This window comes from Microbacterium sp. bgisy207, from assembly GCF_057706855.1.
In genome coordinates, this window is the sequence record NZ_JBYIPB010000001.1 from 113807 (window position 1) to 131045 (window position 17239).

The following is a 17239-nucleotide window of genomic DNA, read 5'->3' on the forward strand; positions in this document are numbered from 1 at the left end:
TGGTTTTCGGCGAGTCCACCGTCGGACCGCTTCCTTGCCCGAAGGGTATGTGCCATGACATCGCCGTCTGATTCCCCCCTGAGCCCCGCCGATCCTGCGCTGGTCGCGGCCGCCGGCCCCATGACCGAGAACACGTTCGTGGCCTCGGCATCCGGTACCGATGACCCGCCACCACCGATCAAGGGCCTTCGCCGATTGATGTGGTGGATCATCCCTGCCAACCTCGGCATCTTCATGCTCTGGGGCGCGATTCCCGGCATCCTTCTGCCGCAGCAGATCACCGTGCTGTTCGGGGAGGCGGACAAGGTCGCCAACCTCACGGTCGTCGCCACGATCGGTGCGTTCGCCGCCATGGTCGCTCAGCCGATCGCCGGACAGATCTCCGACCGCACGCGCACCCGGTTCGGCCGCCGGGCGCCGTGGCTGATCATCGGTGCGCTCGCGGGCTCCCTTGCCCTCGTAGGTCTGGCCTTCGCGAACTCGTTGGTCGGCGTCATCATCGCGTGGACCCTCGTGCAGATCAGCTTCAACTTCGCGCAGGGTCCGCTCTCGGCGGTGATGCCCGACCGCGTGCCGGTCGCCCGCCGCGGCACGTTTGCCGCCCTCACCGGTATCGGACTCATGGTGGGTGCGCTCGGCGGCTCGATCCTCGGCGCATTCTTCTACAACAGCGTCGCCGTCGGGTACATCGTGTTCGCCGTCTTCGCGGTCGCGATGCTGAGCCTGTTCGTGCTGTTCAACCCGGACTACTCGAGCCATGGTCTCCAACCGGAGCCGTTCAAGCTCGGGGACTTCCTCCGTACGTTCTGGGTGAGTCCGATCACCCACCCGGACTTCTTCTGGGCCTTCACCGGCCGCCTCCTGCTCTACACGGGCTACTTCGCCGTGACGGGATACCAGCTGTTTCTGCTGACCGACTACTTCCGCATCGAGGCTCCCGAAACCGTCATTCCGGTCCTTGGGCTCCTGAGTCTTGTCGGCATCCTCATCTCGACTGTCGTGTCGGGCCCTCTGTCCGACCGCATCGGGCGCCGCAAGCCCTTCGTCTTCGCTTCGGCGGCTGTCGTGAGTCTCGGCTTCCTGCTGCCGTGGCTCTGGCAGGACGTGACCGCATGGATCATCATGACCTTCATCGCCGGCTTCGGCTTCGGGATGTTCCAGGCCGTCGACACCGCGCTGATCAGCGAGGTGCTCCCGTCCGCGAAGTCCTTTGCAAAAGACCTCGGCGTTGTGAACATCGCTGCGACGCTCCCGCAGACACTCGCGCCCGCGGTGGCTGGAGCGATTGTGCTGACGTTCGGATACCAGGGCCTGTTCCCGGTGGCGATCGTGCTCGGCATCCTCGGCGCGCTCGCGGTATGGCCGATCCGATCCGTCAAGTAACCTCTCGCCCAGGTGAACCTGCCTTGGGCATGCCCGTCTCCCCGAAAGGAACCCCATGACCAACAACGACAGCGTCGATGCCACCGTCGCGGATCTGACCCTGGAAGAGAAGGCGTCGCTGACCAGCGGGCTGAACTTCTGGCACACCAAGCCTGTCGAGCGGGTCGGCATCCCGTCGATCATGATGACCGACGGTCCGCACGGCCTGCGCAAGCAGGCGGGAGCCGGTGACCACCTCGGCCTCGGCTCGAGCGTGCCCGCAACCTGTTTCCCGCCCGCTGTGGGACTGGGCTCGTCGTGGGATGTGGAGCTGGTCGATCGGGTGGGCCGGGCCCTCGGCGTCGAGACATCGATCGAGGATGTCGCCGTCCTCCTCGGCCCGGGCATCAACATCAAGCGCTCGCCGCTGTGCGGTCGGAACTTCGAGTACTTCTCCGAAGATCCGCTGGTCTCGGGAGTGCTGGGCGCGGCGTTTGTGAAGGGCGTCCAGTCGCAGGGTGTCGGCACCTCCCTCAAGCACTTCGCCGCCAACAATCAAGAGACCGACAGGATGCGGGCAAGCTCGGACATCGACCCCCGGCCGCTGCGCGAGATCTACCTCCGCGGGTTCGAACGGGTCGTGCGCGATGCGCAGCCGTGGACGGTCATGTGCTCCTACAACCGGATCAACGGCGTCTACGCGTCGGAGGACCCGTGGCTGCTCACCCGCGTGCTGCGCGACGAATGGGGCTTCGAGGGCCTCGTCGTCTCGGACTGGGGCGCCGTCAACGACCGGGTGAAGGGTCTTCCCGCCGGCCTCGACCTCGAGATGCCCTCCTCCAACGGCCGCACGGATGCCCAACTCGTCGCCGCGGTCCGCTCCGGCGAACTCGATGAGTCGGCGCTCGATGTCGCAGCAGGACGGGTCATCGATCTCGTTCGCAAGGCCCGGGCAGGAGCAGGGAAGGTGGCGGGACCGCTCGACGTCGACGCGCACCACGCCCTCGCCCGCGAGGCTGCCGGTCGCTCCATCGTGCTCTTGAAGAACGAGGACGGCATCCTGCCCCTGGCCAAGGACGCGACCCTTGCCGTCATCGGAGCGTTCGCCGAGAAGCCGCGTTATCAGGGTGCCGGCTCGTCGCTGATCAACCCGACCCGCCTCGACACGGCGCTCGAGGAAATCCGCGCGCTCGCCACCGGCGAGGTCGCCTATGCCCCCGGGTTCTCGCTGGCTGCCGATGTCGACGAGTCCCACGCGACGCGGTTGCGTGATGAGGCGGTGGCTGCGGCATCCGCTGCCAAGGTCGTCGTGCTGTTCCTCGGACTGCCCGCGCGACTGGAATCCGAAGGCTATGACCGCGACGACATCGATCTGCCCGCCGAGCAGCTCGCGGTGCTGGATGCCGTGCGAGAGGTCAACCCGAACGTCGTCGTCGTGCTCTCCAACGGCGGGGTCGTGGCGCTGCCCTTTGCCGAAGACGTCCCCGCGATCCTGGAGGGGTGGCTGCTCGGACAGGCCGGCGGCGGGGCGACCGCCGATGTCCTGTTCGGTGAGGTCAACCCGTCGGCCAAACTCACCGAAACGATCCCGCTGCGGCTGTCCGACACTCCGGCCTACCTCGACTTCCCCGGCGAGTTCGGACATGTCCGCTACGGCGAAGGGCTGTTCGTCGGCTACCGCTGGTATGACGCGCGGGACCTGGATGTCGCCTATCCGTTCGGTCACGGCCTGTCGTACACGACGTTCTCGTACACGGATGCCGCGGCATCCGTGACGGCGGACGGCGACATCGAGGTGCGGGTCACCGTCACCAACACCGGTGAGCGGGACGGGCGTGAGATCGTGCAGGTCTATACGTCGCTGCCGGGCTCGACGGTGCAGCGTCCCGTCCGCGAGCTCACGGGGTTCGCCTCGGTCGCTCTTGCCGCGGGCGCGTCGGCGGAGGTCATCGTGCCGGTCCGTCGAGCCGACCTCGCCTACTGGGACATCCGTGTCGATGGCTGGGTGGTCGAGGGCGGCCGGTACACGGTCGATGTGGGAGCGTCCAGCCGCGACATCCGCGCCTCGGTATCCGTTGCGGTGGACGGCGATTCGCTGCGGCTCCCCCTTTCGCGGGAGTCCTCGCTCGCTGAAGTGCTCGCCCATCCCGTCGTCGGTGAGATGGTCCAGGGAGCCTTGCAGCAGATGATGGCGGGAATGGATGGTCTCGAGTCGGTCATGCCCGAGGGCGTGTCGATGGAGAAGATGATGCTCTCGTTCCCGATCGGCCGGATGTCGATGATGGGCGGCGACCAGGTCAGCGCCGAGATGATCGACGGCCTCATCGCCATGGCCAACGCGCCTCAGCAGGAGCGGGCGTAGGTGCACATCGCTGAGGGAGGACGAGGGGCGTTGCCATCGTCCTCCCTCAGCGATACCTCCTACCGCGGTGAAGCTCCGCCGGGGTCGTCGCGGTGGGCGCCCGCGGAGGGCCGTACCGTGAACACCCGCGGCGTGCGGAATCCGGATGCCGAGAACGCGGCGGTCACGGCATCCGTCACCTCCGCCACGCGATCGCGGGGGACGAGAGCGATCGCTGCGCCGCCGAACCCGCCGCCGGTCATCCGGGCGCCGACCGCGCCACCGACCATCGCGGCTTCCACGGCGGTGTCGAGCTCGGGCACGGAGATCTCGAAGTCGTCGCGCATCGACGCGTGCGAGGCCAACAGCAGTTCACCGATCGCCAGCGGCCCGTCGCTGCGGAGCACGCGCACCGTCTCGATGACGCGCGCGTTCTCGGTCACGATGTGGCGCACGCGCCGGAACGTCTCGTCATCCATCACGGATGCCGCGCGCTCGAGGTCATCCAGCGTCAGGTCGCGGAGCGCGGCGACGCCCATCGCTGCGGCTCCGCGTTCGCAGGAGGCGCGGCGCTCGCGGTAGCCGCCGGTCGAATGCGCGTGCGTCACGAGCGTGTCGATCACGAGCACCTCGAGCCCGGCGTCCGAGAGCCCCAGGGGTACGACCTCGGTCTCGAGTGTCCGGCAATCCAGGAACACCGCGGCGTCGGTCTCGCCGAGCATCGAGGCGGTCTGATCCATGATGCCCGTCGGTGCGCCGACGGCCTCGTTCTCGGCGGTACGGCCCACGCGCGCCAGCTCCCGCTTCGAAAGCCCGGCGTTCCAGAGTTCATCGAGGGCCACCGCGACGGCGCACTCGATGGCCGCGGACGACGACAGCCCCGCGCCGACCGGCACCGACGAGGCGATTGCCAGATCCAGACCGTGCGCCGAGGCGGACTCTCCGGCGGCATGACGCAGGGCCCACGCCACCCCGAGCGGGTACGTCGACCATTCGGGGACAGATGCCGGCGCGGCGGACGCGAAGAGCTCATCGAGTCCGGCGATCGGAACTGACGCCGGGGTCTCATCGAAACTGGAGCGCACCCGCAGGACCTCGTCGGTCCGTGGCGCGACGGCGACTGCCGTGCGCGCATCGATCGCGAACGGCAGCACGAACCCGTCGTTGTAGTCGGTGTGCTCGCCGATCAGGTTCACGCGACCCGGTGCCGACCAGACCCCCAGGGGCGCGGCATCCGTCATCTCCCGCAGCAGCCCGAGGGCGGCGGCGTGCGGATCGGCGGCGCTCACAGCTGGACCCCCTCGACGGCGTCACGGAGGCGGGCCGCTGCATCCTCGGGCGGGATGTCGCCGATCCAGGCGCCCATCGCCGCCTCGGAGCCGGCGAGGAACTTCAGCTTGTCGGCCGCGCGCCGCGGCGAGGTGATCTCCAGCCGCAGGCGCACGCTGTCGCGGCCGACGTGGACGGGCGCCTGGTGCCAGGCCGCGATGTAGGGCGTCGGCGTCTCGTAGAGGGCGTCGATCCCGCGCAGCAGGCGCAGGTAGAGCGCGGCAAGCTCGTCGCGTTCGGCATCCGTCGTCTCGGCGAAGTCGGCGACGTGACGGTGCGGCATGAGGTGCACTTCGATCGGCCACCGCGCGGCAAAGGGAACGTACGCGGTGAAGTGATCGCCCGCGAGCACGACCCGGGGCCCGGTCTGCTCGAACTCCAGGACGCGCGCGAGCAGGTCGGGGCTGGTGAGGTCGATGTTCTCGAGCAGCCGGCGGGTGCGCGGCGTCACGTACGGGTAGGCGTAGATCTGACCGTGCGGATGCGGGAGCGTGACGCCGATCGCTTCGCCGCGGTTCTCGAACGGGAACACCTGCTGCACGCCCGGCAGTGCGGACAGTGCGGCGGTGCGGTCGGCCCAGGCCTCGATCACGGTGCGGGCGCGAGTCACCGTCTGCGTGCCGAACGAGCCGGTGTGCTCGGGGCTGAAGCACACGACCTCGCAGCGTCCGACGGACGTGCGCACGCGGCCGAGCCCCGGTGCCTCGAGGTCGTCGAGGCCGCGGGGCGGGTTGGATGCCTCGGGCGCCGTCCCGTGCGCCTCGGCCAGCGCCGGTCCGAACGAGGGGGAGCGGTTCTCGAACACCGCCACGTCATAGCGCGACGGGATCTCCGACGGGTTGGTCGGCGTCTGCGGGGCGAGCGGGTCGAGCTCCGCCGGCGGCAGGAACGCGCGGTTCTGACGCGCCGCCGCAATCGAGATCCAGTCGCCGGTCAGGATGTCCTGCCGCATCGTGGCGGTCTCGGGTCGGGGGTCGAGCGGGCGGGCGTCGATGGCGCGCTCCGCGCCGAGCGCGGTGCCCGGGTCGTCGTAGTAGAAGAGGTCGCGGCCGTCCGCGAGTGTCGTGTCGTGGCGGACGACACCGGCTCCGAGAGTGGTCGGTTCGCTGGGCGTGTTCACGATAACACGCTAGTCGTCGAGCGTGATACCGTCAACACGGAGGCTTCATGACCGGGCAGCGCCGCACATCCATGGCAGACGTCGCCGAACTGGCGGGGGTATCGGCCCAGACCGTGTCACGCGTCGTGAACGGAAGCCCCCGCGTCGACCCCGCCACTCGCGAGCGGGTCGAGGCGGCGATGGCAGCATCCGGCTACCGCGTCCACCGAGCCGCCCGGGCGCTGCGCACCGGGCGCACAGGCGTCATCGGCGCTGTCGTATCGACCCTCGCCACGGTCGGCAACTCGCTGCTGCTGCAGTCGGTCGTCGACGAGGCTTCCGTCCGCGGCTATGCCGTCGCCATCGCCCGTATCGGCGCAGGGGGGCCCGCGGAGGCGTTCGACCGGCTGCGTGAACAGGGAGTGGATGGCGCGATCGTCGTCAATGAGGCATCCGCGCTCTTGCGGGATGTCGCATTACCCGCTGACCTGCGCCTGGTCGTCGTCGACTCACCGCCGGACGAGCGCTACCCCGGGGTGGCAACTGCCCACGCGGAGGGCGCGGCGCTCGCCACGGCTCACCTGCTCGACCTCGGGCATCGTGTGATCGCGCACGTCGCGGGCCCCGCGTCCTCCTACGCCGCCACCGAGCGCGAGCGAGGGTGGCGCGAGGCGCTGGCCGCCGCGGGGTGTGAACCCGGCCCGGTCATGCGCGGTACCTGGTCCTCGGCATCCGGCTTCGACGCGGGGCAGCAGGTGCTGGATGCCGTCACCGGGCGCGCAGCGGTCACGGGCGTGGTCGTCGCGAACGACCAGATGGCCCTCGGGATGCTGCGGGCGGCGTCGGAGCGCGGCATGTCTGTTCCGGGCCGGCTGAGCGTCGTCGGGTTCGATGACGTCGACGACGCCGCGAACTACACACCCGCGCTCACGACCGTGCGGCAGCGCTTCGATGTGCTCGGGCAGCGCGCGGTCGCCGCGGTGATCGACGGGGCCGACGCCGGTTCGAGACAGGTGGTCGACGCCCCGCTGGTCGTGCGAGCGAGCACCGCTGAACCGGCCACCTCCTGATCAGGCGGCGCGAAACAGTCCTGCGCCGACCTCAGCGGCTGACTTAGCTCGCCCTCCGACGTGCTTCCCAGCCCGAACGCACCATCTCGTCGATCGAGTAGCGCATCTGCCAGTCCAGGTCGCGGGCGGCAAGCTCCCCGGTCGCGACGATCCGGTCCGGATCCCCTGGGCGACGGGGGCCGATCTCGGGGGTGAAGGCGATGCCGGTGACCCGTGCCATGGCATCCATGATCTCCCGCACCGACAGCCCGTTCTGGGAGCCGAGGTTGTAGGCGGCCTCGACCGGTTCACCCGCCAGCAGTCGCTGCGCGGCGGCGACGTGCGCGGCCGCGATGTCGCCGACGTGCACGTAGTCGCGCACGTTGGTGCCGTCGGGAGTGTCGTAGTCGTCGCCGTTGATGCGGGGTGTCTCGCCGGCCAGCAGCTTCTCGAACACGATCGGGAAGAGGTTGTGGGGGCTCGTGTCGTATACGGTGGGGTCGGCCGAGCCGACGACGTTGAAGTAGCGCAGCGAGGTGTGCCGAAGCGGGGCGTCGGTGTCTGCTGTCGCGCGAGCCTGGTCGGCGATCAGCCACTCGCCGATGAGCTTCGACTCCCCGTACGGCGAGGCCGGACGTTTGGGGAGGTCCTCGACCACGAGCGGCACGTCGGGCGTTCCGTAGACGGCCGCGCTCGAGGAGAACACGATGTTGGTCACGCCCGCCGCGGCCATCGCCTCGAGTACGACGCGGGTGCCTTCGACGTTCTGGTGGTACGTGTGCAGGGGCCGGGTGACCGAGACGCCGGCGTACTTGTAGCCGGCAACGTGGATGACGCCGTCGACGCCGTGCTCGCGCAACGTCTTCTCGACGAGGTCTCGGTCCAGAATGGACCCGCGCACGAGCGGCACACCGTCGGGGACGAACCCGTCATGCCCGCTGGAGAGATCGTCGATGACGACGGGATCCATTCCCGCGGTCGACAGTGCGCGGACGACGTGGGCACCGATGTATCCGGCACCGCCGGTGACAAGCCAGCTCATGGGTTCCATCCTGTCAGGTTCGCGCTCATTCCTCGGTGGGTCCGAGGAGGGCGGATGCCTCGAACCGCGCGGTCGCAGCCGTTGCGGCATCCAGCGTCAGAACGACGATCTCGTTGCGGCCCGCGCGCGTGACCGGCCCGGGAACATAGAGCGTGCGCTGCGGCCCGGCGCTCCAGAATCGGCCGAGGAAGAACCCGTTGACGAAGGCGAAGCCCTTGCCCCACGTCGCCGTGTCGACGAACAGGTCGGCGGCGGCGGCCAGGTCGAACGTGCCGCGCAGGGTGTCGCGGCCACCGACCGCCGACCCATTCGCGCCTCCCGGCACGGTGGCGACGGCGCGCTCGAGATGGACCGGCTGTGTCGTCCACCCGGTCAGTTCCGCGCCATCGATCCGGACCTCGCCGATCAGGCCCTTGGGCTCACCGAGGCGGATGTCGTAGTTGACGCGACCCTGGTCCTCGACCGTGATCTCGAGCACGGCCCCCGAGGGAAGACGCAGCGCCGTCTCGTGGAGTGTGCGCGAGAGGCGACCGATCTCGACGCCGTCCACGCGTACCCACGCGAGGTCCCGCACCTCTCCGACCGTCAGCAGTCCGCCGCTGCCACCGGGAAGGTCGGCGCGATAGTGCACGAGCGGTCCGACGTGTGCGAGATCGTCGAAGCTCGCGAGACCGTCGGTGCTCGCGCCGAGCGCGCTCGGCAGCCAATCCCCCTCGCGGGCGAGCTCGACCTCGAAGACGGGCGCTGCGGATGCCGTGGCCGGCAGCTCTGCGGGCACCTCGGTGTAGCGGGCGATCACCTCGCGGAACGCGTGGAACTTCTCGGTCGGGTTCCCCGCCTCATCCAGCGGCGCGTCGTAGTCGTACGAGGTGACGATCGGGGCGTACCGCCCCTTATCGTTGGCGCCATTGGTCGTTCCGAAGTTCGTGCCGCCGTGGAACATGTAAATGTTCACCGAGGCGCCCGCTGCGAGCAGGTCCTCCAGTTCGGCAGCGGATGCCGCGGCATCCGTCGTGTGATGTACCCCGCCCCACCAGTCGAACCAGCCGTCCCAGAACTCCGAGCACATCAGCGGTCCGGTGGGCTGGTGCTCGCGCAGGGTCGCCAGACGCTCGGTGGCCTTCGAGCCGAAGGAACCGGTGCGGTGCAGCGTCGGGAGGCTCCCGTTTCGCAGCATGTCGGGCATCGGCTGATCGACGGTCGTGAGGGGAACGGTGATGCCGGCAGCCTCGGTGACCCGCACGAGTTCTTCGAGGTAGGCGACATCTGCCCCGTAGGCGCCGTACTCGTTCTCGATCTGCACCAGGATGACGTTGCCGCCCTGATCGATCTGGCGCGGCGTGACGATCTCGTACACGCGCTGCAGATACTCGGTGACCGCCGCGAGGTACTGAGGTTCGCTGCGGCGCAACCCGATGCCGGGGGTGCTGGTCAGCCACACCGGCAGCCCGCCGTTGTGCCACTCGGCGCAGATGTAGGGGCCGGGGCGCACGATGGCGTACATGCCTTCGGCGGCGACGGCGTCAAGGAAGGCGCCGAGATCGTTCCACCCGGTGGCATCCCACTGCCCGCGCTGCGGCTCGTGCGCATTCCAGGCCACGTAGGTCTCGATCGTGTTCAGCCCCATGAGTCGAGCCTTGCGGATGCGGTCGGCCCAGTGGTCGGGGTGTACTCGGAAATAGTGGAGGGCTCCGGCGAGGATGCGGAAGGGGGCGCCGTCGAGAAGGAAGTCGTTCTCGCCGATGGCGAAGCGGGTCACAGTGCATCTCCTGCAGGGGAATCGAGCTCGACACGCACGCATGCCCAGCTCACGGGGGGAAGGGTGAAAGTGTGTGTGCCGCCGGCGCTCGCGATCGCAAGCTCGCGCGGGGCGACGAGTTCCGCCTCGGGACCGTTCGTCGCGCGGATATCGCCGTCCGGGCCCGCGAGGACGTGCGCGGCGACGACACGGCCCGGCGCTGTGAAGCTCACCTCCTGCGGCTCGGTCAGGCCGCGGTTGACCGCGAACAGAGCGAGACGGTCCTCCTCGAGCGTCGCCACGCTGGCGATCGTCGGAACAGTGCCGTAGCGCGCCGTGTCCACGGCCGCCGACTCGATCACCGGAACGACGACGCGACCGCGAGCGTGATGGGCGGCATCCGCGAACGGGAAGTAGGTGGGCTGGCGCCAGGCGGCGCCGCCGGGTTCGCACCGGATGGGGGCGATGACGTTGACCAGCTGGGCGAGGTTGGCCATCGAGACGCGGTCGGCGTGCGAGACGAGGGAGATCAGCAGAGAGCCGACGACGACCGCATCCAGCGCCGTGTACTCGTCCTCGATGAGGCGGGGCGCCTCAGGCCAGTCTCCGCTGAACACCGCGGGCTTGTCGACTTCGTTCCAGCGGGTCTGGTTCCAGACGTTCCACTCGTCCACGCTGATGCCGATGGGGCGGGTGATCCCGCGCTCTGCGCGCACCTCGTCGATGATGCCCGCGACCTCCTCGAGGTAGGCATCCAGCCCGACGCTTGACGCGAGGAAGCTCGCGGTGTCGCCGTCGTGTTCCTCGTAGTAGGCGTGCACCGAGATGTGGTCGACGAGGTCGGCGGTATGAGTGAGCACGGTGCGCTCCCACGTGCCGAAGGTCGGCATCTCGTGGTTGGAGCTTCCGGCGATCACGAGCTCGACATCCGGATCGATGAAGCGCATGAGCCGCGCGGTCTCGGCGGCGATGCGGCCGTATTCGTCGGCTGTCTTGTGGCCGATCTGCCACGGGCCGTCCATCTCGTTGCCCAGGCACCAGACACGGATGCCGAACGGGGCCTCACGGCCGTTGCTGCGGCGCCAGTCGCTGAGGGCGGTGCCGGAGGGGTGGTTCGCGTACTCGAGAAGCTGCGCGGCCTCGGCGGGACCCCGGGTCCCGAGGTTGACGGCCTCCATCAGTTCGAGACCGACGCTTTCGGCCCACGATGCGAACTCGTGCAGGCCGACGGCGTTGGACTCTGTGCTGTGCCATGCGGCATCGAGGCGCCGGGGACGCTCCTCGCGCGGTCCGACGCCGTCTTCCCAGCGGTAGCCCGAGACGAAGTTCCCCCCGGGATAGCGCACGATCGTCGCGCCGAGGCCCCGGACGAGATCACGGATGTCGCCCCGGAATCCGGCCGCATCGGCCGTGGGGTGGGTGGGTTCGTAGATGCCCTCGTAGACGCAGCGTCCCATGTGCTCGACGAACGTCCCGAAGATGCGGGGGGAGACGGGGGCACCGGGGGAGGAGAGATCGAGGGCGATCATCGCCGTGCGTGTCATGGATGACTCTCTTGCGGGGTCTCGCGGCGTGTCACTGCCGGGGTGGAAGGCGCAGTTGGTGAGCGCCGTGTGTGGATGGGGGCGGGGCGGCCGGTTCGCCACCCCGCCCCCATCGGCTGTCGGGCCTTACTTGTTGACCGTGAAGCCCTGGTCGTTGCCGTAGGTCACGAGCTGGTCCTGCCAGGCCTGGAGACCGACGTTGAGGTCGCTCTGGGTCTGGTAGGACTGACCGACGGTGTCGCCGAAGATGCTGTTGGCGTACACCTGGTACGGCAGGTATTGCCAGCCGGTGCGCACGTCGGCTGCGGCCTGAGTGAGCACCTGGTTGATCTGCTGACCGCCGAAGTACTCCGACTCCTGGTCGACGAATGCCGGGTCGCTCAGCTGAGCGGTCGTCGAGGGGAAGCCGCCGCTCTCGGCGAAGATCTCCAGGCTCTCGGGGTCGTTGTTGAGCCACTTCAGGAACGCGGCAGCGAGGGCCGGGTTCTTGCTCTGCTTCGTCACGGCCTGTCCGCCACCGCCGTTCTCGGCGCTGACCGGGGAACCGTCATACGAGGGCATGGGAGCCACGCGCCAGTCACCGGCACCGTCAGGGACCGACGACTCGAGCACGCCGGGCATCCAGGCACCGATCACGAGCGACGCGATCGTGCCGTCACCCAGGCCGGTGAACCACTCGTCGCTCCACGCGGGGATGTCGGCGAGCAGACCGTTCTCGAGCAGCTGGTTCCACATGTCGGCGAACTGCGTCGACCCCTCGTCCTGCAGGTCGATGGTGATGGTCGTGCCATCCGTCGTCTGGAACGGCTGGCCGCCGGCCTGCCAGATCATGCTCGTGGTGAAGCCGGCGTCGCCCGTGTCGGCGGCGATGAACTTGGTGGGGTCAGCGGCCTGAAGCTTCTCACCCGCGGCGATGAACTCATCCCACGTCGTCGGAACCTCGATGCCGTACTGGTCATACACGGTCTTGTTGTAGAACAGAGCCATGGGGCCGGAGTCCTGCGGCAGGCCGTAGATCTTGCCGTCGAAGTCCACCGAGCCCCAGGGGCCGGCGCTGTAGTCGCCCTCGAGGTCGGCGAAGCCGTACGGCGCGAGGTCGAGCAGCGAGTCCGACAGGGCGAACTGCGGGAACGCGTAGTACTCGATCTGCACGACGTCGGGGGCGCCCGAGCCCGCCTTGATGGCGTTCTGCAGCTTCGTGTATTCCTCGGTGTTGGTGCCCGCGTTCACGAGGTTCACGGTCACGTTCGGGTACTTCGCCTCGAACGCCTCGACCTGCGCCTCAGCGGAGGGTGTCCAGCTCCAGTATGTGATCTCGCCGCCGGCCTCGAGGGCCGCTTCGAGGTCGTCAGCCGAGCCGCTGCCGCCGCCGTTGTCGCCGGACGAGCACGCGGCCAGCGAGCCGCCTGCCAGCAGCACGGCGGCCGCTGCGACGCCTGCGCGGCGCAGAACCGTCTTCTTGAGTGTCATGAGAGTTCCTCACTTCGTTGTCGATGAACCCGGTGCAGGACGCGCCGGTGAGGGGTGGGGTTTTCGTCGGAGCAATGGCCCTCATCTCATTGCTTGACGCTTCCGGCGCTCAGCCCCGACTGCCAGAACCGCTGCAGCACGAGGAAGGCGACGACAATGGGGATGATCGAGAGGACCGAACCTGTGATCACCAAGTTGTAGATCGGCTGAGCGCCGACACCGATGGCCTGCGCGTTCCACTGGTTGAGCCCGACGGTGAGCGGATACCAGGTGGGGTCGCTGAGCATGATCAACGGCAGGAAGTAGTTGTTCCAGGTGGCTACGACCGCGAACAGCGCGACCGTCACGATCCCGGGCGTGAGCAAGCGGATCGAGATCGTGAAGAACGTCCGGAACTCGCCGGCACCGTCCATCCGTGCCGCCTCGAGCAGTTCCGTGGGAACGGCATCCGTTGCGTACACCCAGATGAGGTAGAGGCCGAAGGGGCTGATGAGTGAGGGGATGATGATCGCCCAGGGGGTGTTGGTCAGGCCCAGCTGGCTGAACATCAGGAAGGTCGGCACCGCCAGGGCCGTCCCGGGGACGGCGATCGCACCGAGCACGACGGCGAAGACCGCGCGGCGGCCGCGGAAACGATACTTGGCCATGCCGTAGCCGGCCATCGTCGCGAGGATCGTCGCACCGCCGGCGCCGACGACGACATACAGCAGAGTGTTGCCGAGCCAGCGCAGGAAGATCCCGTCGTTGTAGGTCAGCGTTTGGACGATGTTGTCCCAGAGGGCGAAGTCATCCGAGAACCAGAGACCGAACGTCGTGAACAGGTCGGCCTGCGTCTTGGTCGCGTTCACGAGCAGCCAGAACAGCGGCAGGAGCGTGTAGATCAGGTACACGCCCATGACGAGCGTGAGAACGAGCGAGCGCCGCGCGTGCGTCGGCGACGTGCGAGCCAGAGCCGGGGCGGCCATCAGCGGATCTCCTGTCGGCTGCCGCGAAGCTGCACGACATAGGCGATGATCGCGGTGATCAGGCCCATGATGATCGCGATGGTCGCGGCGTAGTTGTACTGCTGTCCGGCGAAGGACAGGTTGTAGGCGTACATGTTCGGCGTGTAGTAGGTCGTGATGACGTTCGGGGCCAGCGGCTTCAGGATGTTCGGCTCGTTGAACAGCTGGAAACTGCCGATGATCGAGAAGATCGTGGCGATCACAATCGCTCCGCGTACGGCGGGGATCTTGATCGAGAAGATCTGACGCCAGGCACCCGCGCCATCGATGGATGCCGCCTCGTAGAGCTCCCCGGGGATGGTCTTGAGCGCCGAGTAGAAGATCAGCATGTTGTAGCCGACGAACTCCCACGTCACGATGTTTCCGATCGACAGCAGCATCCACTCGGGGGTGAACGGCGCCAGCAGAGGGAAGCCGAACAGATCGTTGATGTTGCCGGTGAGGCCGAATCGGTCGCCGTAGATGTACCCCCACATCAGCACCGCGACCACGGCCGGGACCGCGTACGGCAGGAAGATGACGATGCGGTAGAAGCCGGATGCGTGCAGACGCGCACTGTCGATCGCAAGCGCTGCGGCCAGCGCCAGCACGAGCATGATCGGGACCTGGATGATGAGGAAGAGGAAGACGCGACCGAAGCCGTCCCAGAATTGCGGATCCGTGAAGGCGGTGACGTAGTTCGACAGGCCGACCAACGCGTTGCCGCCGACCAGCTGATCGCGGAACAGGCTCAGGTACAGCGAGTAGAGCAGCGGTGCGAGGAAGACCAGCGCGAACACGACCGCGAACGGAGCGACGAACAGCCACCCTCGTTGCTCAGTGGCCGACTGCGTCTTGCGTGAACGGCGTACGCGCGCCGGGTGTGCGCTGATGGTCGCCATTGTCCGTTGCCTCTTCCGTGAGCCCTAGGGGTCAGTGATGATCGCCCGGGTTGTTGCCGTGGTGGTCCGCACGAGGATTCGCGGAGTGGCGAACGCTCATGTTTACGTCAACATAACTCCCTCGGTCTAGGATGTCAACGTCAACATTGGAGTGAGGCACATGGCTGAAGCGGAGCCGTCGGGTGGTCGGCACAGCGGAATGGCGCGGGCTGCCCGCCGCCGTGAGACGTCCATGGCGGATGTCGCGCGGCGCGCGGGGGTGTCGGGCCAGACCGTCTCTCGCGTGGCGAACGGGCGTGACAACGTCGACCCTCTCACGCGCGATCGCGTGATCGCTGCCATGCGGGAACTCGGGTATCGACCCAACAGCGCCGCACGCGCACTACGCTCGGGACGCTTCCGCAGCATCGGCGTCATCATGTTCTCGCTGTCGTCCTACGGGAACATGCGCACCCTGGATGCGATCGCCTCCGAAGCCTCCGGCGCCGGTTACTCCCTCGCGCTCATTCCGCTGGACTCGGCAACGCAGTCGGACGTGTCGGGGGCGTTCGATCGACTCAGCGAGCACGCCGTCGACGGAGTGATCATCCTCATCGAAACCCACCAGCTGGATGAAGCGGAGATCGCCCTGCCCACCGGGCTTCCCGTTGTCGTCGTCGACTCGAGCGCTCGCTACGCATATCCCGTCGTCGACACGGATCAGGCGCAGGGGGCGACGCTCGCCACCGAGCATCTGCTCGACCTCGGCCACGAGACCGTCTGGCATATCTCGGGGCCGCGGGAGTCCTATGCGGCCGAGCGTCGCCGTGCTGCGTGGGAGGTTGCTCTCGAACGTCGTGGCGCGCGGATCCCCGACGTCCTCATCGGCGACTGGACGGCGGAGTCGGGGCACGAGCTGGGCCGCATCCTCGCGGCCAGGGCGGATGTCACGGCTGCATTCGTTGCGAACGATCACATGGCGCTGGGCGTCATGCGCGCCTTCCATGAGGCGGGACGGACCGTGCCGGGCGACCTCAGTATCGTCGGCTTCGACGACGTGCCCGAAGCTGCCAACTTCTGGCCGCCGCTGACGACCATCCGCCAGCGTTTCGACCGGGTGGGCGAGTCGGCGATGCGCGCGCTCATCGCCGAGATCGAGGGAGAGAGCCCCTCGGGCCGCGAGCTCGTGCCGACGACTCTCGTCGTGCGCAGCAGCACGGCCGTCCCGGATCGTGCTGCACGGCGTTGAGTCGTGCTCCTGGTGTTCGTGCTGCTGCAGCGACTTGTCACGACGCGGCGAGAATGACGCGGCGGAACCGGGGTGTCCGCGCCCGGTCCGCCAAGCCCCTACGATGTCGGCATGCGGGAGCTATGGGCGAGCCTCTTTCGCCTTGATCCGCTGACGGCTCCCGCCTGGCCCAGGGCGATCCGCGCTGCGGTCGCTCTGGGGCTCCCGGTGGCGATCGCGGCGCTGCTGGGTGTTCCGCATCTCGGCTACACCGCTGCGGTCGGCTCGTTCGCGGCCCTGTACAGCGGCACCCTGCCCGCGCGCGAGCGCGCCAAAGCCGTTCCGTTCATCGCGGTCGGCCTGGTGATCGCAGCGGCCTTGGGGGTCGCGGTGGGTTGGTCGAGGCCGCTGACGGTCCTGGTGCTGGCGCTGGTGGCGATCGTCGCGGCCGTCCTCGTGTACGGGTTCTCGGTGGGGCCGCCGGGTGTCATGTTCTTCGTGCTCGTGTACGGGATGTTCGCGCATGTGCGCGCCCTCTCCTCTGAGCAGGCAGCCATCCAGAGCCTTCTGGCGCTCGTTCTCGGGACGCTCCTGACCTACGTCATCGCCATCGCGCCGCTGTTCGAGAAGCGGCCGGATGCTCCGACCCGGCCCCTGCGTGAGATCCTTCCGCGCTCGCGCTGGGACGACGCGGCGCGCCTGCTGCTGGAGCGAACCATCATCGTGGCGGTGGTCGGATCGGTTGCGGGCCTGTTCATCGATCCGGTGCGGGCATATTGGATCGTCGCGGCGGGCGTCACCGTCGTGGGGATATCGGTCGTGCGCACCGCGACGGTCGGTCGTGGCGTCCATCGCATGGTCGGCACCGTCGTCGGCGCGGGCGTCTACCTGGTGCTCGTGCTCTTCCCCTGGGAACCGCTCGGAATCGCGGTGCTGCTGGCGGTACTGCAGTTCGGTATCGAACTCGTCATCGCGCGCAACTATGCGCTCGCGCTGATCCTCATCACGCCGCTCGTCCTCGTCCTGACGGGAGCGGCGGCGGGGCAGTTCGGCTCGGTGGAGATCGCGGGCGAGCGGATCGTGGACACGATCGTCGGCTCTGTGCTGGCGGTCGCCGTCACCTTCGTGCCGCTCCCGGCGCTCCGTGGCCGTCGGGGCGCGCGCGGCTGAGGC

General features: G+C 68.3%; 13 protein-coding genes. 5 read left to right on the forward strand and 8 right to left on the reverse strand.

Going from position 1 to position 17239, the window contains the following annotated elements:
- Positions 1-54: 54 nt before the first annotated feature.
- A complete protein-coding gene (locus AC3ENO_RS00550) occupies positions 55-1383 on the forward strand; it encodes an MFS transporter (protein ID WP_434968684.1) in 1329 nt (442 codons plus the stop codon).
- 55 nt (positions 1384-1438) lie between these two features.
- Entirely contained in the window at positions 1439-3724 is a 2286-nt protein-coding gene (locus tag AC3ENO_RS00555; RefSeq protein ID WP_434968685.1) for a glycoside hydrolase family 3 C-terminal domain-containing protein, read from the forward strand.
- A gap of 59 nt (positions 3725-3783) precedes the next feature.
- On the opposite strand, the gene galK is transcribed toward AC3ENO_RS00555, so the two are convergent.
- Both galK and galT read right to left on the reverse strand, forming a co-directional pair.
- Positions 3784-4944, reverse strand: a complete 1161-nt coding sequence (gene galK / locus AC3ENO_RS00560; protein WP_434968857.1) for a galactokinase — start codon at positions 4942-4944, stop codon at positions 3784-3786.
- A gap of 44 nt (positions 4945-4988) precedes the next feature.
- The gene (gene galT, locus AC3ENO_RS00565) at positions 4989-6152 is read right to left on the reverse strand and encodes a galactose-1-phosphate uridylyltransferase (RefSeq protein ID WP_434968686.1); all 1164 of its coding nucleotides are present in this window, start codon (positions 6150-6152) and stop codon (positions 4989-4991) included.
- Between the two features lie 47 nt (positions 6153-6199).
- On the opposite strand from galT, the gene AC3ENO_RS00570 reads away from it, so the two are divergent.
- Positions 6200-7201, forward strand: a complete 1002-nt coding sequence (locus AC3ENO_RS00570; protein ID WP_434968687.1) for a LacI family DNA-binding transcriptional regulator — start codon at positions 6200-6202, stop codon at positions 7199-7201.
- Positions 7202-7244: 43 nt separating this feature from the next.
- Here the strand turns inward: AC3ENO_RS00570 and galE are convergent, their stop codons facing one another.
- The 6 genes from galE to AC3ENO_RS00600 form a co-directional block, all read right to left on the reverse strand.
- A complete protein-coding gene (galE, locus tag AC3ENO_RS00575) occupies positions 7245-8222 on the reverse strand; it encodes a UDP-glucose 4-epimerase GalE (RefSeq protein WP_434968688.1) in 978 nt (325 codons plus the stop codon).
- A 25-nt stretch (positions 8223-8247) separates the two neighbouring features.
- Positions 8248-9981: a glycoside hydrolase family 35 protein gene (locus tag AC3ENO_RS00580; protein ID WP_434968689.1), complete on the reverse strand. Its 1734-nt coding sequence runs from the start codon at positions 9979-9981 to the stop codon at positions 8248-8250.
- Entirely contained in the window at positions 9978-11504 is a 1527-nt protein-coding gene (gene arfA / locus AC3ENO_RS00585; protein ID WP_434968690.1) for an arabinosylfuranosidase ArfA, read from the reverse strand. Before arfA ends, AC3ENO_RS00580 begins: the two co-directional genes overlap by 4 nt.
- 126 nt (positions 11505-11630) lie before the next feature.
- Positions 11631-12974 carry an ABC transporter substrate-binding protein gene (locus AC3ENO_RS00590; RefSeq protein WP_434968691.1) on the reverse strand — a complete coding sequence of 448 codons (1344 nt, stop codon included), beginning with the start codon at positions 12972-12974 and terminating at the stop codon, positions 11631-11633.
- Between the two features lie 86 nt (positions 12975-13060).
- A complete protein-coding gene (locus AC3ENO_RS00595) occupies positions 13061-13939 on the reverse strand; it encodes a carbohydrate ABC transporter permease (RefSeq protein ID WP_434968692.1) in 879 nt (292 codons plus the stop codon).
- Complete coding sequence (locus AC3ENO_RS00600; RefSeq protein WP_434968693.1) at positions 13939-14859, reverse strand: carbohydrate ABC transporter permease; 921 nt, start codon at positions 14857-14859, stop codon at positions 13939-13941. The genes AC3ENO_RS00595 and AC3ENO_RS00600 overlap by 1 nt, the downstream gene beginning before the upstream one ends.
- Before the next feature lie 232 nt (positions 14860-15091).
- On the opposite strand from AC3ENO_RS00600, the gene AC3ENO_RS00605 reads away from it, so the two are divergent.
- On the forward strand, positions 15092-16087 hold the full coding sequence (locus tag AC3ENO_RS00605) for a LacI family DNA-binding transcriptional regulator (protein ID WP_434968858.1): 996 nt from the start codon (positions 15092-15094) through the stop codon (positions 16085-16087).
- A gap of 111 nt (positions 16088-16198) precedes the next feature.
- Complete coding sequence (locus AC3ENO_RS00610) at positions 16199-17236, forward strand: FUSC family protein (protein ID WP_434968694.1); 1038 nt, start codon at positions 16199-16201, stop codon at positions 17234-17236.
- The last annotated feature ends 3 nt before the right edge of the window (positions 17237-17239 follow it).

Coding starts and splice junctions, on each gene's coding strand:
- AC3ENO_RS00550 (WP_434968684.1), top strand. CDS start 55: ATGACATCGCCGTCTGATTCCCCCCTGAGCCCCGCCGATCCTGCGCTG.
- AC3ENO_RS00555 (WP_434968685.1), top strand. CDS start 1,439: ATGACCAACAACGACAGCGTCGATGCCACCGTCGCGGATCTGACCCTG.
- galK (WP_434968857.1), bottom strand. CDS start 4,944: ATGACGGATGCCGCGCCCCTGGGGGTCTGGTCGGCACCGGGTCGCGTG.
- AC3ENO_RS00570 (WP_434968687.1), top strand. CDS start 6,200: ATGACCGGGCAGCGCCGCACATCCATGGCAGACGTCGCCGAACTGGCG.
- galE (WP_434968688.1), bottom strand. CDS start 8,222: ATGAGCTGGCTTGTCACCGGCGGTGCCGGATACATCGGTGCCCACGTC.
- arfA (WP_434968690.1), bottom strand. CDS start 11,504: ATGACACGCACGGCGATGATCGCCCTCGATCTCTCCTCCCCCGGTGCC.
- AC3ENO_RS00590 (WP_434968691.1), bottom strand. CDS start 12,974: ATGACACTCAAGAAGACGGTTCTGCGCCGCGCAGGCGTCGCAGCGGCC.
- AC3ENO_RS00595 (WP_434968692.1), bottom strand. CDS start 13,939: ATGGCCGCCCCGGCTCTGGCTCGCACGTCGCCGACGCACGCGCGGCGC.
- AC3ENO_RS00600 (WP_434968693.1), bottom strand. CDS start 14,859: ATGGCGACCATCAGCGCACACCCGGCGCGCGTACGCCGTTCACGCAAG.
- AC3ENO_RS00605 (WP_434968858.1), top strand. CDS start 15,092: ATGGCGGATGTCGCGCGGCGCGCGGGGGTGTCGGGCCAGACCGTCTCT.
- AC3ENO_RS00610 (WP_434968694.1), top strand. CDS start 16,199: ATGCGGGAGCTATGGGCGAGCCTCTTTCGCCTTGATCCGCTGACGGCT.